Annotated in this window: 18 protein-coding genes; all 18 read right to left on the bottom strand. The window is 72.1% G+C overall.

The features are described 5' to 3' along the window. Positions 1 to 241, bottom strand: a 241-nt coding sequence (locus L0P92_RS32840) for a hypothetical protein (RefSeq protein WP_234766705.1), incomplete at its 3' end; no start/stop codon positions are given. Then, positions 238 to 1,338: a hypothetical protein gene (locus L0P92_RS32835; RefSeq protein ID WP_234766704.1), complete on the bottom strand. Its 1,101-nt coding sequence runs from the start codon at positions 1,336 to 1,338 to the stop codon at positions 238 to 240. The genes L0P92_RS32835 and L0P92_RS32840, both read right to left, overlap by 4 nt. Next, positions 1,338 to 2,270 (bottom strand): hypothetical protein, encoded by a 933-nt coding sequence (locus L0P92_RS32830; RefSeq protein ID WP_234766703.1) that lies wholly within the window; start codon positions 2,268 to 2,270, stop codon positions 1,338 to 1,340. Before L0P92_RS32830 ends, L0P92_RS32835 begins: the two co-directional genes overlap by 1 nt. Before the next feature lie 14 nt (positions 2,271 to 2,284). Further along, entirely contained in the window at positions 2,285 to 3,181 is an 897-nt protein-coding gene (locus L0P92_RS32825; RefSeq protein WP_234766702.1) for a phage distal tail protein, read from the bottom strand. Then, positions 3,178 to 8,376, bottom strand: a complete 5,199-nt coding sequence (locus tag L0P92_RS32820) for a phage tail tape measure protein (protein ID WP_234766701.1) — start codon at positions 8,374 to 8,376, stop codon at positions 3,178 to 3,180. Before L0P92_RS32820 ends, L0P92_RS32825 begins: the two co-directional genes overlap by 4 nt. Before the next feature lie 374 nt (positions 8,377 to 8,750). Next, on the bottom strand, positions 8,751 to 9,320 hold the full coding sequence (locus tag L0P92_RS32815) for a hypothetical protein (RefSeq protein WP_176188165.1): 570 nt from the start codon (positions 9,318 to 9,320) through the stop codon (positions 8,751 to 8,753). Next, entirely contained in the window at positions 9,317 to 9,856 is a 540-nt protein-coding gene (locus L0P92_RS32810) for a phage tail tube protein (protein WP_176188167.1), read from the bottom strand. Before L0P92_RS32810 ends, L0P92_RS32815 begins: the two co-directional genes overlap by 4 nt. Positions 9,857 to 9,957: 101 nt before the next feature. Beyond that, positions 9,958 to 10,392, bottom strand: coding sequence for a hypothetical protein (locus tag L0P92_RS32805; RefSeq protein WP_234766700.1), 435 nt, complete (start codon positions 10,390 to 10,392; stop codon positions 9,958 to 9,960). Then, positions 10,389 to 10,796: an HK97 gp10 family phage protein gene (locus tag L0P92_RS32800; protein WP_234766699.1), complete on the bottom strand. Its 408-nt coding sequence runs from the start codon at positions 10,794 to 10,796 to the stop codon at positions 10,389 to 10,391. Before L0P92_RS32800 ends, L0P92_RS32805 begins: the two co-directional genes overlap by 4 nt. Then, positions 10,793 to 11,221 carry a DUF6093 family protein gene (locus L0P92_RS32795; protein ID WP_234766698.1) on the bottom strand — a complete coding sequence of 143 codons (429 nt, stop codon included), beginning with the start codon at positions 11,219 to 11,221 and terminating at the stop codon, positions 10,793 to 10,795. The genes L0P92_RS32800 and L0P92_RS32795 overlap by 4 nt, the downstream gene beginning before the upstream one ends. Continuing rightward, positions 11,218 to 11,598 carry a hypothetical protein gene (locus tag L0P92_RS32790; protein ID WP_234766697.1) on the bottom strand — a complete coding sequence of 127 codons (381 nt, stop codon included), beginning with the start codon at positions 11,596 to 11,598 and terminating at the stop codon, positions 11,218 to 11,220. Before L0P92_RS32790 ends, L0P92_RS32795 begins: the two co-directional genes overlap by 4 nt. A gap of 42 nt (positions 11,599 to 11,640) precedes the next feature. Beyond that, positions 11,641 to 11,853 carry a hypothetical protein gene (locus tag L0P92_RS32785; protein WP_234766696.1) on the bottom strand — a complete coding sequence of 71 codons (213 nt, stop codon included), beginning with the start codon at positions 11,851 to 11,853 and terminating at the stop codon, positions 11,641 to 11,643. Further along, positions 11,844 to 12,119, bottom strand: coding sequence for a hypothetical protein (locus tag L0P92_RS32780; protein ID WP_234766695.1), 276 nt, complete (start codon positions 12,117 to 12,119; stop codon positions 11,844 to 11,846). The genes L0P92_RS32785 and L0P92_RS32780 overlap by 10 nt, the downstream gene beginning before the upstream one ends. Then, positions 12,116 to 12,964 carry a hypothetical protein gene (locus tag L0P92_RS45310; protein ID WP_273634128.1) on the bottom strand — a complete coding sequence of 283 codons (849 nt, stop codon included), beginning with the start codon at positions 12,962 to 12,964 and terminating at the stop codon, positions 12,116 to 12,118. Before L0P92_RS45310 ends, L0P92_RS32780 begins: the two co-directional genes overlap by 4 nt. Continuing rightward, positions 12,961 to 13,293, bottom strand: a complete 333-nt coding sequence (locus tag L0P92_RS32770; RefSeq protein ID WP_176188183.1) for a hypothetical protein — start codon at positions 13,291 to 13,293, stop codon at positions 12,961 to 12,963. The genes L0P92_RS45310 and L0P92_RS32770 overlap by 4 nt, the downstream gene beginning before the upstream one ends. Positions 13,294 to 13,382: 89 nt before the next feature. After that, the gene (locus L0P92_RS32765; protein ID WP_234766694.1) at positions 13,383 to 13,670 is read right to left on the bottom strand and encodes a hypothetical protein; all 288 of its coding nucleotides are present in this window, start codon (positions 13,668 to 13,670) and stop codon (positions 13,383 to 13,385) included. Positions 13,671 to 13,672: 2 nt separating this feature from the next. Next, complete coding sequence (locus L0P92_RS32760; RefSeq protein WP_176188187.1) at positions 13,673 to 14,743, bottom strand: major capsid protein; 1,071 nt, start codon at positions 14,741 to 14,743, stop codon at positions 13,673 to 13,675. Between the two features lie 14 nt (positions 14,744 to 14,757). Continuing rightward, complete coding sequence (locus L0P92_RS32755; RefSeq protein ID WP_176188189.1) at positions 14,758 to 15,168, bottom strand: head decoration protein; 411 nt, start codon at positions 15,166 to 15,168, stop codon at positions 14,758 to 14,760. Positions 15,169 to 15,433 lie beyond the last annotated feature (265 nt).

Below are 15,433 nucleotides of genomic sequence, written 5' to 3'. Positions count from 1 at the left end.
GCCTTCCCCAAGCCGGGCCAGAATCCGCGCCCCCGAGGGGCGGGCGGGGGCCGTTGACCGCGACCACGCCGGAAGTGCCGTCGCCCTGCTGGCCGATGACGGCCCGCAGCGAGCCGCCGACGTCGTAGACCTCCAGGGCGGTGTCTTCCAGGGAGGCGTGGCTGAGGCGGCTGGCGCGCTGCAGGCCGGTGATCTGCCGTTCGATGCGGGCGAGGCGGGAGCCGATGTCGAGGCTGCTCACGCGGCGGCCCCGTAGTGGAAGGAGTCGGCCCGGGCGAGGCTCACGGTGACGCTCTCGCCGTCGCTGCCGCCCGGGCGGACGCTCCAGCCCATGACCCGCATCCAGCCGGTGAAGGACACCCAGTCGTTGTGGACCCGGGTGTAGACGTCGTCGCCCACCTGGAAGGAGCCCAGCGGGGCGGCCGGGTGGTCGGGGCGGATGCGGATCTGTTCGATGGTGCCGCGGATCTGCCGGCGCTTGCGGTCGGCGGCGGCCCGCTTGGCGAGGATGTCGGTGCCCTTGACCTCCGGCAGGGCCAGCACGGTCTCCATGCGCAGCCGTCCGTCGCGGACGCTGTCGATGTGGCGGCGCTTGTTGCGGCCTTCACCGGAGCCAGTGGCGATGACGGTGTTGGCGAACTCGTCGGCGGAGCGCGGGACGGGCGGGGCGTCTAGGACGTTGATGCCGGTGGAGAAGGACACGTCGGTGCGGCGCGTGCCCAGCCGCGGGTAGCCCAGGCGCAGCCTGCGCACGATGGTGCCGTTCGCGCCCCAGGCGGTGTCGCAGGTGTAGTCCGGGGAGTCGTCGGCGGAGACCAGGTCGTCGACGGCGTCGCCGAGGACCGGCTCTTCCCACCAGGAGAACTTCAGCGGCTCGGCGGTCGTGCCGACCTTGGCGGTGGAGGTGGTGGGGTCCACGACGACGCCCAGGTTGCCGTCCGGCAGGGACTGCGCGTACGCCCAGACGTCCCGGATCACCTTGCAGGGGTCGGCGTTGACGTACGGGCCGCGGCCGTTGAGTTCGCCGTGGACGTCGTGGCGGCGCTGCAGGTACGACGACCAGCTGGCCGCCTCGAGGGAGAGGGTGCGGTCCTCGGGGGTGGCCTGCCACAGCAGTCCGCCCCAGCGCAGGTGCCCGTCGCGTTCGGCGTACAGCAGGACGTTGCCTTCGTCGGCGACGTCCGGCAGGGAGCGGGCGAAGCGCGGGGCGAGTTTGCCGGTCAGGGCGCCGGGCCCGTTGAGTTCGGGGCCGAACTCGACGTCGGTGAGGGGTACGTCCGGGCTGATGATCTCGCCGGTGAGGGCGTGCTGGGCGAGGTAGCGGTAGGCGGACGCCATCAGATGATCCCTTCGCTGAACTCGACGTCCGCGAAGATCGACGTGCCCGCGTCGACGCTGAGGTCGCCAGTCGGGGACTTGTACATGTAGGTCTCGACGTACAGGCGCTGGGTGGTGCCGCGGGCTGCCGCGGAGAGGGTGATGGTGTCGCCGAGGACGATGGTGTTGCGGCGGGTGTTGTTGGCCTGGTCGTCGTCGATGACGGTGGCCTGGCCGACGTCGGTGCCCAGGTACTGGCGCATCTGCGCGAACACGTCGGCCTTGGTGTAGCGCAGCCCGGCGACGGTGAGCATGATCTTCGCGGTGGTGGCCCAGGAGGGTACGGCGACGTTCCAGGTCGCCGCGGCCGGCCAGACGTGCCACTTGGCGTCCGAGTACGCCAGGGTGCTGAGCGCGGTGGGGAAGCTCGGGTACAGGGAGCGCTCGCGGCGAGGGTTGGCGATGCGCCGCAGATCGGTGATCATCGCGGCGGTGACGGTGCCGGTGTTCGCCGGGAGACTCACTCGGGCCAGGGGGATCGCAGAGTACCCGGCCGGCACGGCGGTGGCGGTGCTGGAGACCCCGGAGATGACGTCGAAGAACACCGTGTCGTCGGTGGCCGGGTTGCGGTTGCCCTCGTACTCCGGGTCCAGGACCCGCAGGACGACCATGTCGGTGCGCGGGCTGGCGCCGGTCGGCGCGATCGGGACCTGCTCGGTGCCGATGTTGTACGCGGTGTAGTGGCCCTGCCAGGGCACCGCGCGCCCGCGGACGATGCCAGAGCCCTCCCCCACCAGGACGCCGCCGGCCGGGACGGTCAGCGGAGTGACCTTCAGGTCGTTGCCCTCGGTGACGCCTTCGGCCCCGCGGGACAGGTCGCGGATCATCATGCGGAAGGTCTGGGCGGAGTGCTTCGCGCCGGTGGTGAGCAGCGGCGCCTGGGCCAGGGTCATACGGGGTCGCTCCTCTACAGGGTGGGCCAGGCCGGCCGCCACGTGGCGGTCAGGCGGGCGGAGTTGGTGGGGTCGGTGGCGGTCCACCGCAGCTCGCTGACGCCGGTGGGCAGCGTGAACGTGTCGATGCGGGAGGCGGCGGTCAGTGCCGTGGCGGCGTTGCCGCCGTTGCTGCGCAGCACGGAGCGCCAGGTGGGCCGGGTGTCGATCTCGATGAAGTCGCCCGGGTCGATGGCGGTGTTGAGCTGCAGCACGCGGCCGGACTCGACGTGGGTGATGCGTGGGTTGGCGCACGGGCCGTAGATCCGCAGCACGGGCCAGGTCGGGGCCTTGCCGTCGACCTGGATCCAGCCGGGCCGGGTGGTGCCGTCCGGGCCTGGGTCGACGACGATGGGCGCGACCACGGGCGCCGTGAACCCCCCGTCGGAGATCATGCCGAGCGGGATCGTGGCGTGCTGGGGGGTGTCGCTGTAGTAGAGGGGGTCGGCGGCGAGGAACTCGAGGTCGAGGGGCACCCAGCCGTTGACGAGCTGGGTCAGGTCCGGGTCAGCCTTGCGGAGGCGGCCGTTGAGGACACGGACGTCGCGGCCGGGGAACTTCAGCCGCAGTTCGGTGGTGGCGCCGCCGGTCAGGCGCAGCGCGGGGTCGTCGTGGACGTCCTGGATTGCGGCGAGGAGGTCGAGGGCGGCGGCCTGGTCGCCGGGGGTTTTGATCGCGGCGTCGATGCGGACGGTGCGGCCGGTGAAGTAGTCCGCGCCGAGCCAGATGCCGTCCGCGCTGGGCGGGTCGACGTCGGCGGTGCGTACCTCGGCGCGGCCCAGGCCCTCGATGGCGGCGATGGGGACCGGGGTGCCGGTGCCGATGACGACGCCGCCCAGTTCGTGCTGATGGTCCTTGAGGATGGCGTTCATCGGTGCTGCACCCCGCCTCGCTGAGCGCGGCGCAGCTGGTAGCCGACGGCAGCGGCGATCTGCTGTTCGGTGGCGCCGGGACGGTCGATCTGGATGGTCTGGTTGCCGATCAGCGGGGCGGCCTGCTGGACGACGATGACCTGCACGCGGCCGGCCGCGGCGTCCTGCAGGCCGGTGAGGGCGTAGCCGAAGCGCCCGGCGACGTCGCCCAGTACGGCGGTGGCGCGGCGGCGTTTGCCGAGGGCGAGCGGCACGTACGCCTCGCCCTGCGTGCTCGGTTCGGCGAAGCGGACCAGGCCGCCCGAGGTCGCGTAGATGCCCTCGCGGATGCCGCCGTCGGCGTAGGCGAGGCCCTTGTTTGCCTTGGTGAGGTCGGCGAGCAGGCGTGTCGCGCGGGAGCCGAGGGCCTTCTTGATCTGGGCGGTGGCCTTGGTGGCCACCGTGATGATCTCGTCCTCGTCGAGGCCGGTCGCGTCCGCGATGGCGTGGATGCCGGTGGTCTTCGACTTCGTCGCCCCGATGATCTTCACGAGGGTGGCGATCTGCTCGTCCGAGAGCGTCTTGCCCGCCGCCTTGGAGGCATCGTTGGCGGCCTTCGCCTTCTTCGGGCTCTTGACCGCCTGGGCCGCGAGGTCCTCGGCGTCCTGGTCGCCCTGCTCGGCCAGGCGCGCGGCGAGGTCGCCATAGCCGGAGGCGGCCAGTTTGGCCAGGTTCTGCTGGAAGGCGGTCTGGTCCTTCACGGCGCTCTTGAGCTGCCCGGTGTAGTCGCCCAGGCTCGCCTTGGACGCCTCGGCGAGGGCCTTGAGCTCCTTGGTCATCTGGCGGACGTACTTGCCGGAGCCGGTGGCCATCTTCCGGGTCAGCGCGACGCCGTCCTCGCCCATCTCCTCGAGGGCCTTGGCGACGTCGGTGCCGGCGCGGGCGGCGACGGTGGACAGGTCGCGGCGCCAGCGGGACATCGCCTTGGAGGACGCCTTCAGCTTCTTGAGGAAGATGTCGAGGCTGAAGTTGCCCTTCTTGTTCTGGGACTCGCTCGCGATCGACGACAGCGTGGTGTACGAGGCCGGGGTGTAGGAGAAGTCCGACAGGCCGCCGTCGGCGTACCAGTCGATCCCGGACGGGTCTCCGCCCAGGCGGCGCACGACCTCCTCGGTGATCCGGCGGGAACGGGGCCGCTTGGAGTGGGCGAAGGGGACGTATGCCTCCCCGTGAGTCTCGTCCTCCCCCCACACTCGCCAGGAGCCGCCCTTGGCGATCTGCGCGACGTGGTTCTCCTTGCGCATGCCGCCGTCGGCGTAGAAGTCGACGATCCCGCCGTCGGCCTGCTTGCGGACGTTGTCGGCCTGCTTGCGCAGCGCGTCGGCGAGGCTGGACGGGTCGGCGCCGAGGTTCGAGAAGACCGACACGTGCTTGGTGGTGATGGTGATCGACTTGTCGCTGAGCCGGTCCCGGGCGCCCTGGACCGCGGCGATGTTGGACAGGGCGGTGCCGGTCTTGGCGGTGACCTCCACGCTGCCGTCGGGCAGCGTCCGGGTGGTGAAGCCGACCTTGTTCAGGGCATCCATCGCCGTCTTGTTCAGCGTCTTGACGGTGACGGATTTCGCGCCGGGGGTGGCCTTGATCTTGGCGATCACGGAGTCGAGGCCGCCGACGGCGACGGCGGTCTTCGCGTCGACCTTGACGTCCTTGCCCGCGGGGACCGACGACAGGGCGCTGACGAGCAGGCCCAGTTCGGCACGGGCGCCCTGCGTGGGAGCGGTGATCTTGTATTCGCGGGTGCCGGGGATGAGCTCGATCGCGTAGCCGAGGTCCTCCAGCTCCTTCTTGGCCTGCTCCCCAAGCGCGTCGACGGTGATCGTGCGCTTGTCGGGGACGCGCGCGAACTCGGCCTGCACGGCGAGGAGTTCGGCCAGCGTCTGGTCGACTCCCTTGGTCTGCAGGAGGATCGACACCTGGCCGGGGATCAGACCCATCTGGTCGGCGACCTGCTGGGCCTGGGCGCCGGTGACGCCGTACTGGGCCAGCAGGTCCAGGGCGGACTTGCGGGCCTTGTCCATCTCGGTGCGCGCGGCCTGCAGCGACTGCGGCAGGTCCTTGCCCTGCTTCTGCGCGAAGTCGAACGAGGCGATCGCGGAGGACGCGGCGGCGTCGGAGATGTTGTTGAGGCTGTTGAACAGCTGCTGCCCGTTGCGGCTGGTCGTGTTCAGGGTGCCGTTGAGGCCGACGAGCTTCTTGCCGTAGTCGCCGGACTTCTTGATCTGGTCGTCGACGGCCTCGCTGGCGTTGAGGACGGCCTCGTTGAGCCGGGCCTGGGCCGCCTGCAGGCTCACCGACCCGCCGGACAGCAGGTCGAGGGCGTCCTTCAGGGCGCGGGTGCGCTGGTCGGCGTCGGCGGTGCGGTCGGCGAGCGCGCCGACGGCCACCTTGAGCTTGTCGTACGCGCTCAGCGCCCGGCCGGAAGGATTCTGCGCCTCCGCGAGCCGCTTGGCGTCCTTGACGCCCTGCTCCATCTCGCCGCGCATCGACTTCAGCGCGTCGGCCGCCTTCTTGTACCGCTCGCCGGTGTCGGTGTACTCAAGCTTGCTGGCCTTGCCGGCGGCGTAGTCGACGTACTCCTTGTTGGCCTCGGCCAGGTCGCGGTACTTCTTCTCCAGAGCGGCGAGGCTGGTGCCCTGTCCGAGGTAGGCGTCGGTGAGGGTCCGCATGGAGACGCCGGATTCTTCCAGGACGTCGACCAGCTTGGTCTTGCTGTCGTGCAGCTTGTAGTCGAGGAGGGTCTGGGCCGCGGCGGCCCGCACGTTCTCGTCGATGACGCCGCCGGAGTCGCGCAGCGCCCGGGTCAGGTCGGCAATGCGCTCCTGGTGCTCGGCGGCGGCCTGGGCGGCCTTCTGCTGCTGGGCGGCGAGCAGTCCGAGGCCGACGGTGACGCCGGCCAGCGCCAGCCCCCAGGGCCCGCCCATCGCGCCCATCAGCCCGGTCATCGCGCCACGCAGGCCGGTGCCCGCGGCCCGGGTGATGCCGTTGAGGGTGCCGGTGAACCCCGACCCGGCGGAGGAGGCGGTCCGGAAGGAGGACGCCATCTGCCCGATGATCGGAACCCGGGTCTGCAGCACGGCGAACGCGGCGCCGTACCGGGTGATGGACTGGCCGGAGGCGGTCGCGAGGCTGCGCTGCACGGCCATCTGGGAGTTGAGGCTGCTGACCGCGCCCGTGACCCGGCCGCTGATGGTGCTGGCGAGGCCGGACATGATCGGGCCGACCCGGCGGTACAGCAGCAGCCCGAACAGCGCGGTCTGCACGGGCCCCGGGAGCGCACCGAAGACGGAGACGAGTCCGCCGACGACCTGCCCGATGGGGACCAGGACCGTGGAGAGGGCCTCCACGGCGGCGGCTGCCGCGTCCAGGACGAGGACGATGACGTCGAGGGAGTTGGCCGCGCCGTCCGTGTCGCTGCCCAGGTCGGCCAGGGCCTCCCCGATCGGGGTGACGCCCTGGGCGAGGTTGTCCAGCACCGTCATCAGGGCCTGCCCGGCGCTGATGAGGACGTGCAGTCCGTCGGCGAGAGCGGTCTCCCCCAGTTCCTTCAGCGGCTCGAGGAGGCCCTTGGCCTCGTCGACCAGGCCGCCGAGCCCTTCGCGGGCCTGCGCGGCCAGGTCGGGCCCGAACAGAGTGGTCAGGTCCCGGGCGTAGCCGATGGCGCCCGTGATGTACGGCGTGGCGGAGGCCAGTCCGGAGGTGAGTCCGCGGGTGAGCCACTCCAGGCCCGGGGCGAGTCCCTCGTAGATCTCCAGGCCGGTCTGGCGGGTCTGCTTCTTCAGCAGCACCATGGCGCCGGCCAAGCCCTGGTTCTTCGCCGCGGCGATCGTCGCCGCCGCGCCGTTCTCGTTGACGGCCTGGTTGAGGGAGTCGAAGGAGACGACGCCCTGGTGGGCGAGCGCGATCGCGCCGGAGAGGGCGGGCTTGCCGAACGCCTTTGCCGCGGCAGCGGTGAAGTCCTGCTGCGACATCTCGTGCTGAGCGTGGCTCAGCTTGTCGATGACGTAGCGCAGGCCCTTGAAGCGGCCCTCGGTGTCCCACGCCTCGATGCCCATCTCGCGCAGACCCTCGGTCATTTTCTTCGTGGGGTTCGCGAGATTGGTGAAAATACCCCGGAGGGTTGTTCCTGCGGTTTGGCCGAGAATACCGGCCTTACCGAGCATGCCGACCGCTGCGGCGGCCTCTTCCATGGAAACGCCCAGGCCATGGGCTACAGGCCCGGCATATTTCATCGAATAATAGATATCGATGATGTCGCCGGATGCGGCATTTGCGGTCGCCGCGAGAATGTCCGCCGCACGGCCCGCCTGATCGGCACCCAGGGCGAATTGATCCATCATATCGCCGAGATATTTGGCGGAATCTGCGGCGTTGACGTTCGCGGCGGCCGACAGCTGCAGCGACGCCCGGGTGGCGCTGATGGCCTGGTCGGTGCGGAAGCCCGCCTTGGCCAGTTCCACCATCGCCTCGGCGGCACCGCCGGCGGTGGCGGTGGGCAGCTCCATGTCGGCGCCCAGAGCCTTGGCGGTGGACGAGGCGCGCTGCATCTGCGATGCCGTGGCGCCGGTGACCGCCCCGAAGGTGGCCATCCCGCGCTGGTACTCGTTGCCGTTCTCGATCAGTTCGTGCAGACCGAGGACCAGTCCTCCCCCAGCCAACAGCCCTGTCAGCCCGGCCAGTTCGGAGCGCAGACGGCGGGTGGCGGACTCCGTGTCGTGCAGTGAGCGGGTGCCGCGGCGGCCGATGCCCGCGAGGCGGCCGTCGGCGTTGCGGGCCGCCCGGGCCAGGGATGCCAGATCGGTGGTGGCCGTACGCAGCTGGCGGGACATGGCCCGCAGGTCGGTGGCCGCGGACCGGGAGGCGCGGGCGCTGGAGCGCTGGGCGCTGGCGGCCCGGTTGGCGTCGCTGCCCAGGCGGCGCAGGTCCCGGCCCGCCGAGGAGGCACCGGTGCGCAGGGTGCGCAGCGGGGTGGCGGCGCCGCGCAGGCCGGTGGCCAGCGTGCGCAGCGAGCGGTCGCCCGCGCCAAGGCGGCCCACCTCCCGGCGGACGGCGGCCAGTTCGCGGGAGAGGTCGCGGGCCTCGCGGCGGGAGCGGTTCAGGGTGCGCACGAGCCCGTCGCCGTTGCCCGTCAGGGCAACAGAGAGGCTCCACGCGACCACCGCCGCTCTCCTTTCCGCTCGCTAGAGGCGGTGATCCCGGCGGGTGCGCGCCCGGGTGCGCTGTTCGTGCAGTGCTCGGGGGATGAGGCCGACCTTCACGCCGTAGCCGTGCTGGCCGTCGGGGACGTGATCGCGTTCGTGGGCGATCAGCTCGCAGCCGGGGCAGCGGGAGGTGGTGCCGACGTACGCGAAGCGGTCGCCGCCGGCGTCCTCGTCCCACTCGTCGTGCCGGGTGCCGCAGTCGGGGCAGGTGAGCCGCTGCAGCTCCCGGTAGGCGAGGGCCTTGGCCCGGTCGACCGGCGTCCAGGTGCCGTCACCGCCGAGGAAGGCGCTGTGCGGGATCCCCCAGCGGTCGCACAGCTCCAGCTCGGCCCTCAGCTGCGGGTCGGCCCGGAGCCTTTTCCCCAGTCGCTGCGCTTGGTGTTCTGCGCGGCGAGCGCGGCCTGGAAGAGTTCGACACGGTCGGCCATGCCCCAGGAGGCGAGCAGATCGGTGGCCTCGTCCTCGCTCATGCCGTCCACGCTGGCGGCGGAGATGAGGGCGGCGGGGAAGGTGTCCTCGTTCCAGTCGGAGCCGGACTCGGCCTGTTCCTCCGTCGGCGGGTGCTCCTTGACCAGCTCGGCGAAGGCGTCACCGGGCAGGGCGCGGAAGGTGAGGACCTCGCAGTCGGCCTCGTACGCGGCGCGGGCCTCCTCGAGGGCGGCCTCGGCCGCCTTCGCCTCCTTGGCCAGGGCGTCGTTGCCCGGGTCGGCGTCGACGAGCTGGCGGAGGTTCTTCGCCTGCCGCAGGGCTTCCTCGAAGCGGTCGCGCAGGCCCTGGTCCTGCCACAGGTACAGGGGGACTTCGGCGGCCTTGCGGGCCCGCAGCCGGGCCATCTTCGCGGACCAGTGGGCATCGGCGGCCACGGCGGCGGCCGGCGGCTCGGTGTGGACGGCGGCGCTCACGACGTCAGCTCCTTCTTCGTGCTGTTGGTCGCGGTGTTGCCGACGGCCGGGACGGCCAGGCCCTGGGCCGGGCGGCGGGTGATGGTGAACTTCGTCTCGAACTTCGCCGCTTCGTTGTCGGTGGTGAAGGCGGGCGACTGGGAGCCGACGCGGACCGGGAAGACGTCCATGCTCTTGGAGTTGGGGACGTCGCCCTTGCGGAGGATGACGACGTAGCCGATGGTCCCCTTCTTCAGGAGCTGCTCGATCTCGTCGCTGACCTTGTCCTCGTAGAAGGTGAACGAGGAGTCCTCGGCCTTGTCGGATCCGGGGATGGAGGAATCGAAGTCGTCGCCCATGTCGGGCGTCTCGATACTCTGGTTCTCCAGCGTGAAGCCGGAGATGTTGGCGATCGCCGCGGACAGGTTGGTGCTGCCGTCGAGTTCGGCGCGGGTCGGCTTGAGGTTCGCCGCGTCGGCGATGGTCGGCAGCCACAGGAAGATGGAGACGCCACGGCGGCTGTACTTCTCAACCGTCTTGGCGGTGGGCAGTGCCATGGGATGGGCCCCTCGGGTCTGCGCGTCAGTGCAGGTCGGTCACCAGGTGCTGGTGCCGTGTCCGCGAAAGGGGCCGCCGCGGTGCGGGGTGGCGAGCCGGGCTAGCCGGTCGCCGGGGTCCAGCGGAGCTGGAATCTGATCACATAAGAAACGATAACGGCGGCCGGGTCGTCCTCCGGGCCAGCGTCAAGGGCCAGTTCGCGGGCGTAGCAGCTGAAGCCCGGCACCGTGAGGGCGTGCAGCCAGGCCCCGTCGGTGTCGCGTCCGAGGACGGCGGTGCGGACGCGGTCGGCGAGCCATTCCGCCTGGGCGTGGGTGCGGGCCACGCAGTCGACCTGGTAGTAGGTGTCGCTGTCCTCGTGCCGGTCGGTGAATGGGGCCCCGTCCAGGGTGAGGGTGAGGGAGCGCAGTACGGAGTACGGCGGCTCGGCCGGCTTGCCGTCGACCTGGGGCAGCGCCCCGGCGCCGCACGGCTTGCCGGTCGCGGTAGCGAGCAGTGCCCCCAGTGCCTGGGTGACGAGGCGGCGTTCGATCATTCGAAGGCCCCCATCGCGGCGGTGGCGATCCGTTCGGCGAAGCGGGGCTGGATCAGGGCGAGCGCCGGGGTGACGTGCGGGAAGGGCGGCTGGGCGTAGACCCGGCCGAGGGAGTCGGCGCCGTAGAAGCCGAGTTCCAGGCGGCGGGCCTGGGGGGCGAAGGTGCCCACCGTGGCGGTGGCGCCGTGCCGGCGGGGGCGGACCTGGACCTGCCAACTGGCCCGGTAGCGGCCGGTGATGACGTTCGGGCCGGGCCGTCCGCTGGCGGCGGCCTGGATGAGGGCCTGCAAGACCATGGCCTCGTGGCCGACGGCACGGGCGGTGGCCGGGCCGACCCGGGCGGCGGCCTGGGCCATGGCGGCGGCGAGCTGGTCGGGGTCGGTGAAGCGCCGGGCGGGGCTCATGGGCTGGCCCCTCGCGGGTTGTTCTCGTCCAGCCAGGTCACGCGGACGGCGATGACGGTGGCGGCCAAGCCCGGCTGGGCGCAGCGCCAGGTCCGTCCGACCAGCGCCGGATCCTGGGCGGCGCGCAGCACACGGACGGTGTCGTCGCGGGCGGCGACCGGGGCGTCGACGGGGGTCAGCAGCCGGTAGGTGGTCTTGGGGTCGTCCGGGTAGGGCTGGCCGGCGACGGGCACGGTGATGCCGGGGGCGGCGGTGTCGTCGAGGACGGCGCCGGGACCCTCGTACACCACGTGCGGAGGCGGGGCCTCGAGGTCGCCGGTGTCCGGGTTGAGGATGGGGGGCCCGGCCGGGCGGCTGATCTGGATGGTGTCGCCCATCACGAGGTCCTCGACGAGCGCGCCGAGGAAGCGGAGGTCGAGGGTCATGGGCGGCCTCCGGCCCACTCGGTGAGCTGGCGGAGCATGGCGGTGGTCAGCTCGGTGGGGCTGCCGTCGAGGTCGTCGCGATTGAGGGCGGCCTGCTGCAGGCGGGACGGGTCGATGCCGGCCAGGAAGGCCACGATGGCCTCGGTGGGCGGGACTTCGCTGGCGACGGCGACCTGGGCGTAGCCGTCGAAGACGGCGGCGTCGACCGGCGGGCGGACGTACAGCACGAGCAGCGGGGGCTGGTTGGCGCGGTGCTCGAGGGCGTAGCCAGACAGCGACGCGGAGACCTCGTGCCCGGCGAGGGTGACGCCGGCGCGCACTCCGTCGGTGGTGATGCGGACGGAGTGCAGGTCGTCGGCCAGGCTGGGTTCCTGCATGGCGGGGAGTCCTCGTCTCTCGGTGGCGGTGGTGGCGGGTGGCTACTCGGGGTCGTCCGCTTCCGGGGGCGGGTCGGCGCGTTCGGTGTCGGTGCTGACGGCGAACCCGAAGGGGACGTCGTCGGCGGGCGGTTCGGCGGGCAGGGCCTGAAGCAGGCGCAGCGCGGTGGTCTCGGCGGCCTTGAGGGCGGCGGTGCTGTTCTGGCCGACTTCGATCTCGATCTCGCGGCCGGGGGCGCGGACGATCAGGCGCATCGGCTGCCGTCCTCACCGATGGTGGGCCAGTGCCAGGTGCCGGGGGCCAGCGGTGTGGCGTCGGCGTGCGGCAGGGGGCCGCTGAAGAAGAAGCCCTCGGGGCTGAAGACGACGAGGGCGGGCTGTCCGGCCTCGTCGACGGCGGTGACGAGCGCGGCACGGCAGGTGCTGGGGTAGCGGCCGTCGGCGCTGCCGCGGGAGACGTAGTGGACGATCCGGCCGATGACCAGGGGCTGGTCGGTTCTCGGGGCGGTCGGGGCGCTCATACGGGTTGTCCCTCCTCGATGGCGGGGTCGTGGTTGAGGTCCGGGCGGGGGATGAAGCGGCGCAGGCATCCCGGATGGGCGATCGGGTAGATGGCGGCTTCCTCGGCGGAGCGGAGGGTGTCGTGGGCGCGGTCGGGTTCGGGATGGCTGGTCCACCCGCACTCGGGGCCGTCGGTGACCTGCACCCAGCGGGCCTCGAGGTCGGCGGTGGTGGCGGTGAGCGCGCCGGTGTTGGCGACGGTGACGGACTGCGCGGACAGCGCGGCCCGGGCCCAGGAGGCGGCCGGGTGCTGGGTGCCGCGGCCGTAGGGGACGGTGTCCAGCGGGTGCTGGGTGGCCAGGTCGTCCGTGGTGGGCGGATCAAGGGCGCGGGCGGCGGCGGTGGCGGCCCGGGCGAACGCCTGGGCCCGGCGGACGATGTCGGTGATGCGGCGGATGAGGACCGGGTAGCAGGCCGCGGTCAGGACGGACAGCACGTCCTGGTGGGTTGGGCTCCACTCGAAGGCCGCCCTGCGGGCGTCCGGTGTGAGCAGGGCGGAGCGCAGCGCGTCCTCGGCGCCGAGCCGGTAGGCCCTGGGCAGGTCGACGGCGGTCCACCGTTCGACGAGCGCGCCGACGTCGGTGTTGAAGCGGGCGGTCGCCGCGGTGAAGGCGGCCAGCGCCGTACGGACGGCGGGCGGTACGGCGCCGGGCCGGGCGCCGCGGCGCCGCGCGCTGGACAGGGCCCGCAGGACGGTCTGCTGAGCGGTGGTCAGCAGCAGCCAGTCGGCCTCGAGTTGGCGTTGGGCGGCTGCGATGAGTTGGCCGAGGGCCTCGTCGCGGGTGGTTTCGCGCGGGGTGCTCATCGGCGGGGCCGCTCGCGCAGGTACAGGACGCCGCCGCCCGGGCCGTCGCCGTCGCCGGGGGTCTCCTCGCCGGGGACGGGCGTGGCGGGGTCCTCCAGCTCTTCGATCTGCCGGTCCAAGGCGGCCACGTTGCCGCTGGTGTCGACGGAGACGACGCCGGACAGTGACACCTTCAGCGGCTGGGCAAGCAGCGTCGCGCGGCGTTCGCGCAGCACCTCGAGCGCCACGGCGCGCAGTGAGTGCAGGCGGGCGTAGCGCTGGTCGAGGTCGGTGGTGTCGGTGGCCGGGCCGAGCGTGGCCAGCAGCCAGCGGCGGGAGGCGTCGTCCATGGGGCAGCCCCAGACGGGTGGGAAGAAAAGGGGTCCGGTACGGGCCGGGTGAGGACGGGCCCGGCCCGTACCGGACGGCGAGGGCCGGGTTACTCCTCGGCCTTGGCGGTGGTGCGCCGGGTGCGCGGCTTGTTCTCCGGCTGCTTCGGTTCCGGCTCGGCCGGCTCCTGGGCAGCGGGCTCCTGCCCGCCCGCGCCCGGGTCGGGCGCCGCCGGGGTGTCCGCCGGGTCGGGCTCGGGCACCTCGCCGTTCTCCCACGCGGACGGGGTGCGGATGAGCTGGGCCAGGTGCGGCTCCGGCTCGGTTCCGGCCTCGCAGATGACCCACTCGTGCGAGGTCGGGTCCTTGACGTAGACGGTGGAGAGGAGTCGGGGCACGGTCACCACACCCGCGCGGCCATGTGGATGTCCGGCACGTACATCACCGGCATGGCGGAGGCCGCGACCTTGGTCCACACGGTGACCGGGTCGTCGGTGTAGCCGTGGGTGACGACGATGCCGGGCGCGTCCTCCCGCAGGATCGCGGGGTTGGTGCCGCGGGACAGCACGAGCGACTCGGCGGTGATGCCGTACTGCGTCTCGCCCCACTGGCGCGGGTTGGGCGGCAGCATCAGCCACAGGTTCTCCGGCAGTACCCGCGGGTTGGTGCCGTCGTCCAGGGGGATCTGCACGTCGTACACGGTGATCGGCGGCAGCCCGTACCGCGCACGCACGGCGTCGACCTCGTTGGGGGCGAGGACGGCGGTGGGGATCTGTGAGCCGAGCAGCGACCCGTAGTAGGCCGCCCGGTAGGACTGGTTGCCCGCGAGGAGGCTCTTGGCCTTGAAGGACGTGAAGATCCGGGTGGGCAGCGGTGCCCGGGCGTCGCGCAGCGCCTGGATCCAGCGCATCTCGTCCGCGAGGGCGTCGGCGGTCGGGTCGGTCCACGGCACCGGAGCGGTGGGCATGTGGGCGGCCGGCACCTGGGCGTCGTACTCGATGTACAGGTTGTTCTCGCCCTTGAGCGTGAACTTGCCGTCGGCCAACAGGTCACCGGCGGCCAGCTCCATGCGGGAGCGGATGGACAGCACGTGCGCGGCGACGTCGTCATACACGGCCTGGACCAGCTCGTCGGAGTTGGCGCCGCGGTCGGCGTCGAGGAGGATCTGCTCCATCTCGCCCACGAGGTACTTCTGGCCGAGTGGCGGGAGCTTGCCCTCGGTCTCGACCATGGTGATCTCGCGGGTCGCGATGGGCGTGGTCGCGTCCCAGGCGCGGTACTTGGCCGCCGGCACCCGGCGGTTGGTCCGCTTCACCCTCCACTTGACGGTGTTGAGGCGGACTTCCGGCAGCACGCTGCGGGTCAGCTCGTAGTCCTCCGGCCCGGGGATCGCGCGGACGAACGCGTTGATGTCGGTCGCCGTGAGCTCCCGGAGCAGGAGCTCGAGCATGTCGTGCATCTCGGTCGGCATGACGGGGCTCCCTCTCAGGATGCGTAGGTGACGGAGGCGGTGGTCTTCTTCACGGCGGTCGCGTCGAAGGCGACCGGGAGCTTCGCCGGGGCGACGAGGCCGTGGATGCGCAGCGCGGCGCCGATGCGGGTGGCGCCGACGCCGAAGGCGGTCTCGGTGTCGAGGAAGCCGGCGAGGACCTCGTGGCCGTCGGTCGCGGCCGGGTCGTACGGCTCGTACAGGCCGCTGGTGGCGTTGCGGGCCAGCGGCAGGCCGGACTTGAAATGCGCCTCGACGGTCTTGATGCCGCGCACCCAGTGGGTGTTCTCCGCGAACTTCGCAACGTCGAGGGTGATCGTCTGGTTGGTCTCGGTGCCGTGGCTGGACAGCAGCCAGGGGCGACCGACCCGCAGGCTCTGAGTGGTGGTGATCGGCTGGATATCCATGCCGGGGTCGTCCTCCCGTGGGACGGGCGCAGCAGAAGAGCGGGGCACCGCAGTTGGTGCCGTCGTCCACGGGGAGGAAGGGGGTGGGCGTGGTCCCAGGGGTGGTGCGGTGGTGCGGAGCGGCGGCCGGTCAGGCCGCCTGGTCGCCGGTGCCGAACATGCGGGCGGCCATCGCGCGGCCGGCGTCGCCGGGCTTGCCGGTCGGGGCCTGGCGCTGCGGGGGTCCGCCGGCCGGGGAGCCGGACGGAGCGGGCGGGGTCTGGGG

It is taken from the genome of Streptomyces muensis (assembly GCF_021474425.1).
Lineage (GTDB): Bacteria > Actinomycetota > Actinomycetes > Streptomycetales > Streptomycetaceae > Streptomyces > Streptomyces muensis.
Note: the sequence above shows the minus strand (reverse complement) of the source record. Positions and strands in the feature narration are given on the sequence as shown.

What these genes read in the sequence shown, in the direction of transcription:
- L0P92_RS32835 (WP_234766704.1), bottom strand. Translation starts at nt 1,338, where the DNA reads ATGGCGTCCGCCTACCGCTACCTCGCCCAGCACGCCCTCACCGGCGAG.
- L0P92_RS32830 (WP_234766703.1), bottom strand. Translation starts at nt 2,270, where the DNA reads ATGACCCTGGCCCAGGCGCCGCTGCTCACCACCGGCGCGAAGCACTCC.
- L0P92_RS32825 (WP_234766702.1), bottom strand. Translation starts at nt 3,181, where the DNA reads ATGAACGCCATCCTCAAGGACCATCAGCACGAACTGGGCGGCGTCGTC.
- L0P92_RS32810 (WP_176188167.1), bottom strand. Translation starts at nt 9,856, where the DNA reads ATGGCACTGCCCACCGCCAAGACGGTTGAGAAGTACAGCCGCCGTGGC.
- L0P92_RS32805 (WP_234766700.1), bottom strand. Translation starts at nt 10,392, where the DNA reads ATGATCGAACGCCGCCTCGTCACCCAGGCACTGGGGGCACTGCTCGCT.
- L0P92_RS32800 (WP_234766699.1), bottom strand. Translation starts at nt 10,796, where the DNA reads ATGAGCCCCGCCCGGCGCTTCACCGACCCCGACCAGCTCGCCGCCGCC.
- L0P92_RS32795 (WP_234766698.1), bottom strand. Translation starts at nt 11,221, where the DNA reads ATGACCCTCGACCTCCGCTTCCTCGGCGCGCTCGTCGAGGACCTCGTG.
- L0P92_RS32790 (WP_234766697.1), bottom strand. Translation starts at nt 11,598, where the DNA reads ATGCAGGAACCCAGCCTGGCCGACGACCTGCACTCCGTCCGCATCACC.
- L0P92_RS32785 (WP_234766696.1), bottom strand. Translation starts at nt 11,853, where the DNA reads ATGCGCCTGATCGTCCGCGCCCCCGGCCGCGAGATCGAGATCGAAGTC.
- L0P92_RS32780 (WP_234766695.1), bottom strand. Translation starts at nt 12,119, where the DNA reads ATGAGCGCCCCGACCGCCCCGAGAACCGACCAGCCCCTGGTCATCGGC.
- L0P92_RS45310 (WP_273634128.1), bottom strand. Translation starts at nt 12,964, where the DNA reads ATGAGCACCCCGCGCGAAACCACCCGCGACGAGGCCCTCGGCCAACTC.
- L0P92_RS32770 (WP_176188183.1), bottom strand. Translation starts at nt 13,293, where the DNA reads ATGGACGACGCCTCCCGCCGCTGGCTGCTGGCCACGCTCGGCCCGGCC.
- L0P92_RS32760 (WP_176188187.1), bottom strand. Translation starts at nt 14,743, where the DNA reads ATGCCGACCGAGATGCACGACATGCTCGAGCTCCTGCTCCGGGAGCTC.
- L0P92_RS32755 (WP_176188189.1), bottom strand. Translation starts at nt 15,168, where the DNA reads ATGGATATCCAGCCGATCACCACCACTCAGAGCCTGCGGGTCGGTCGC.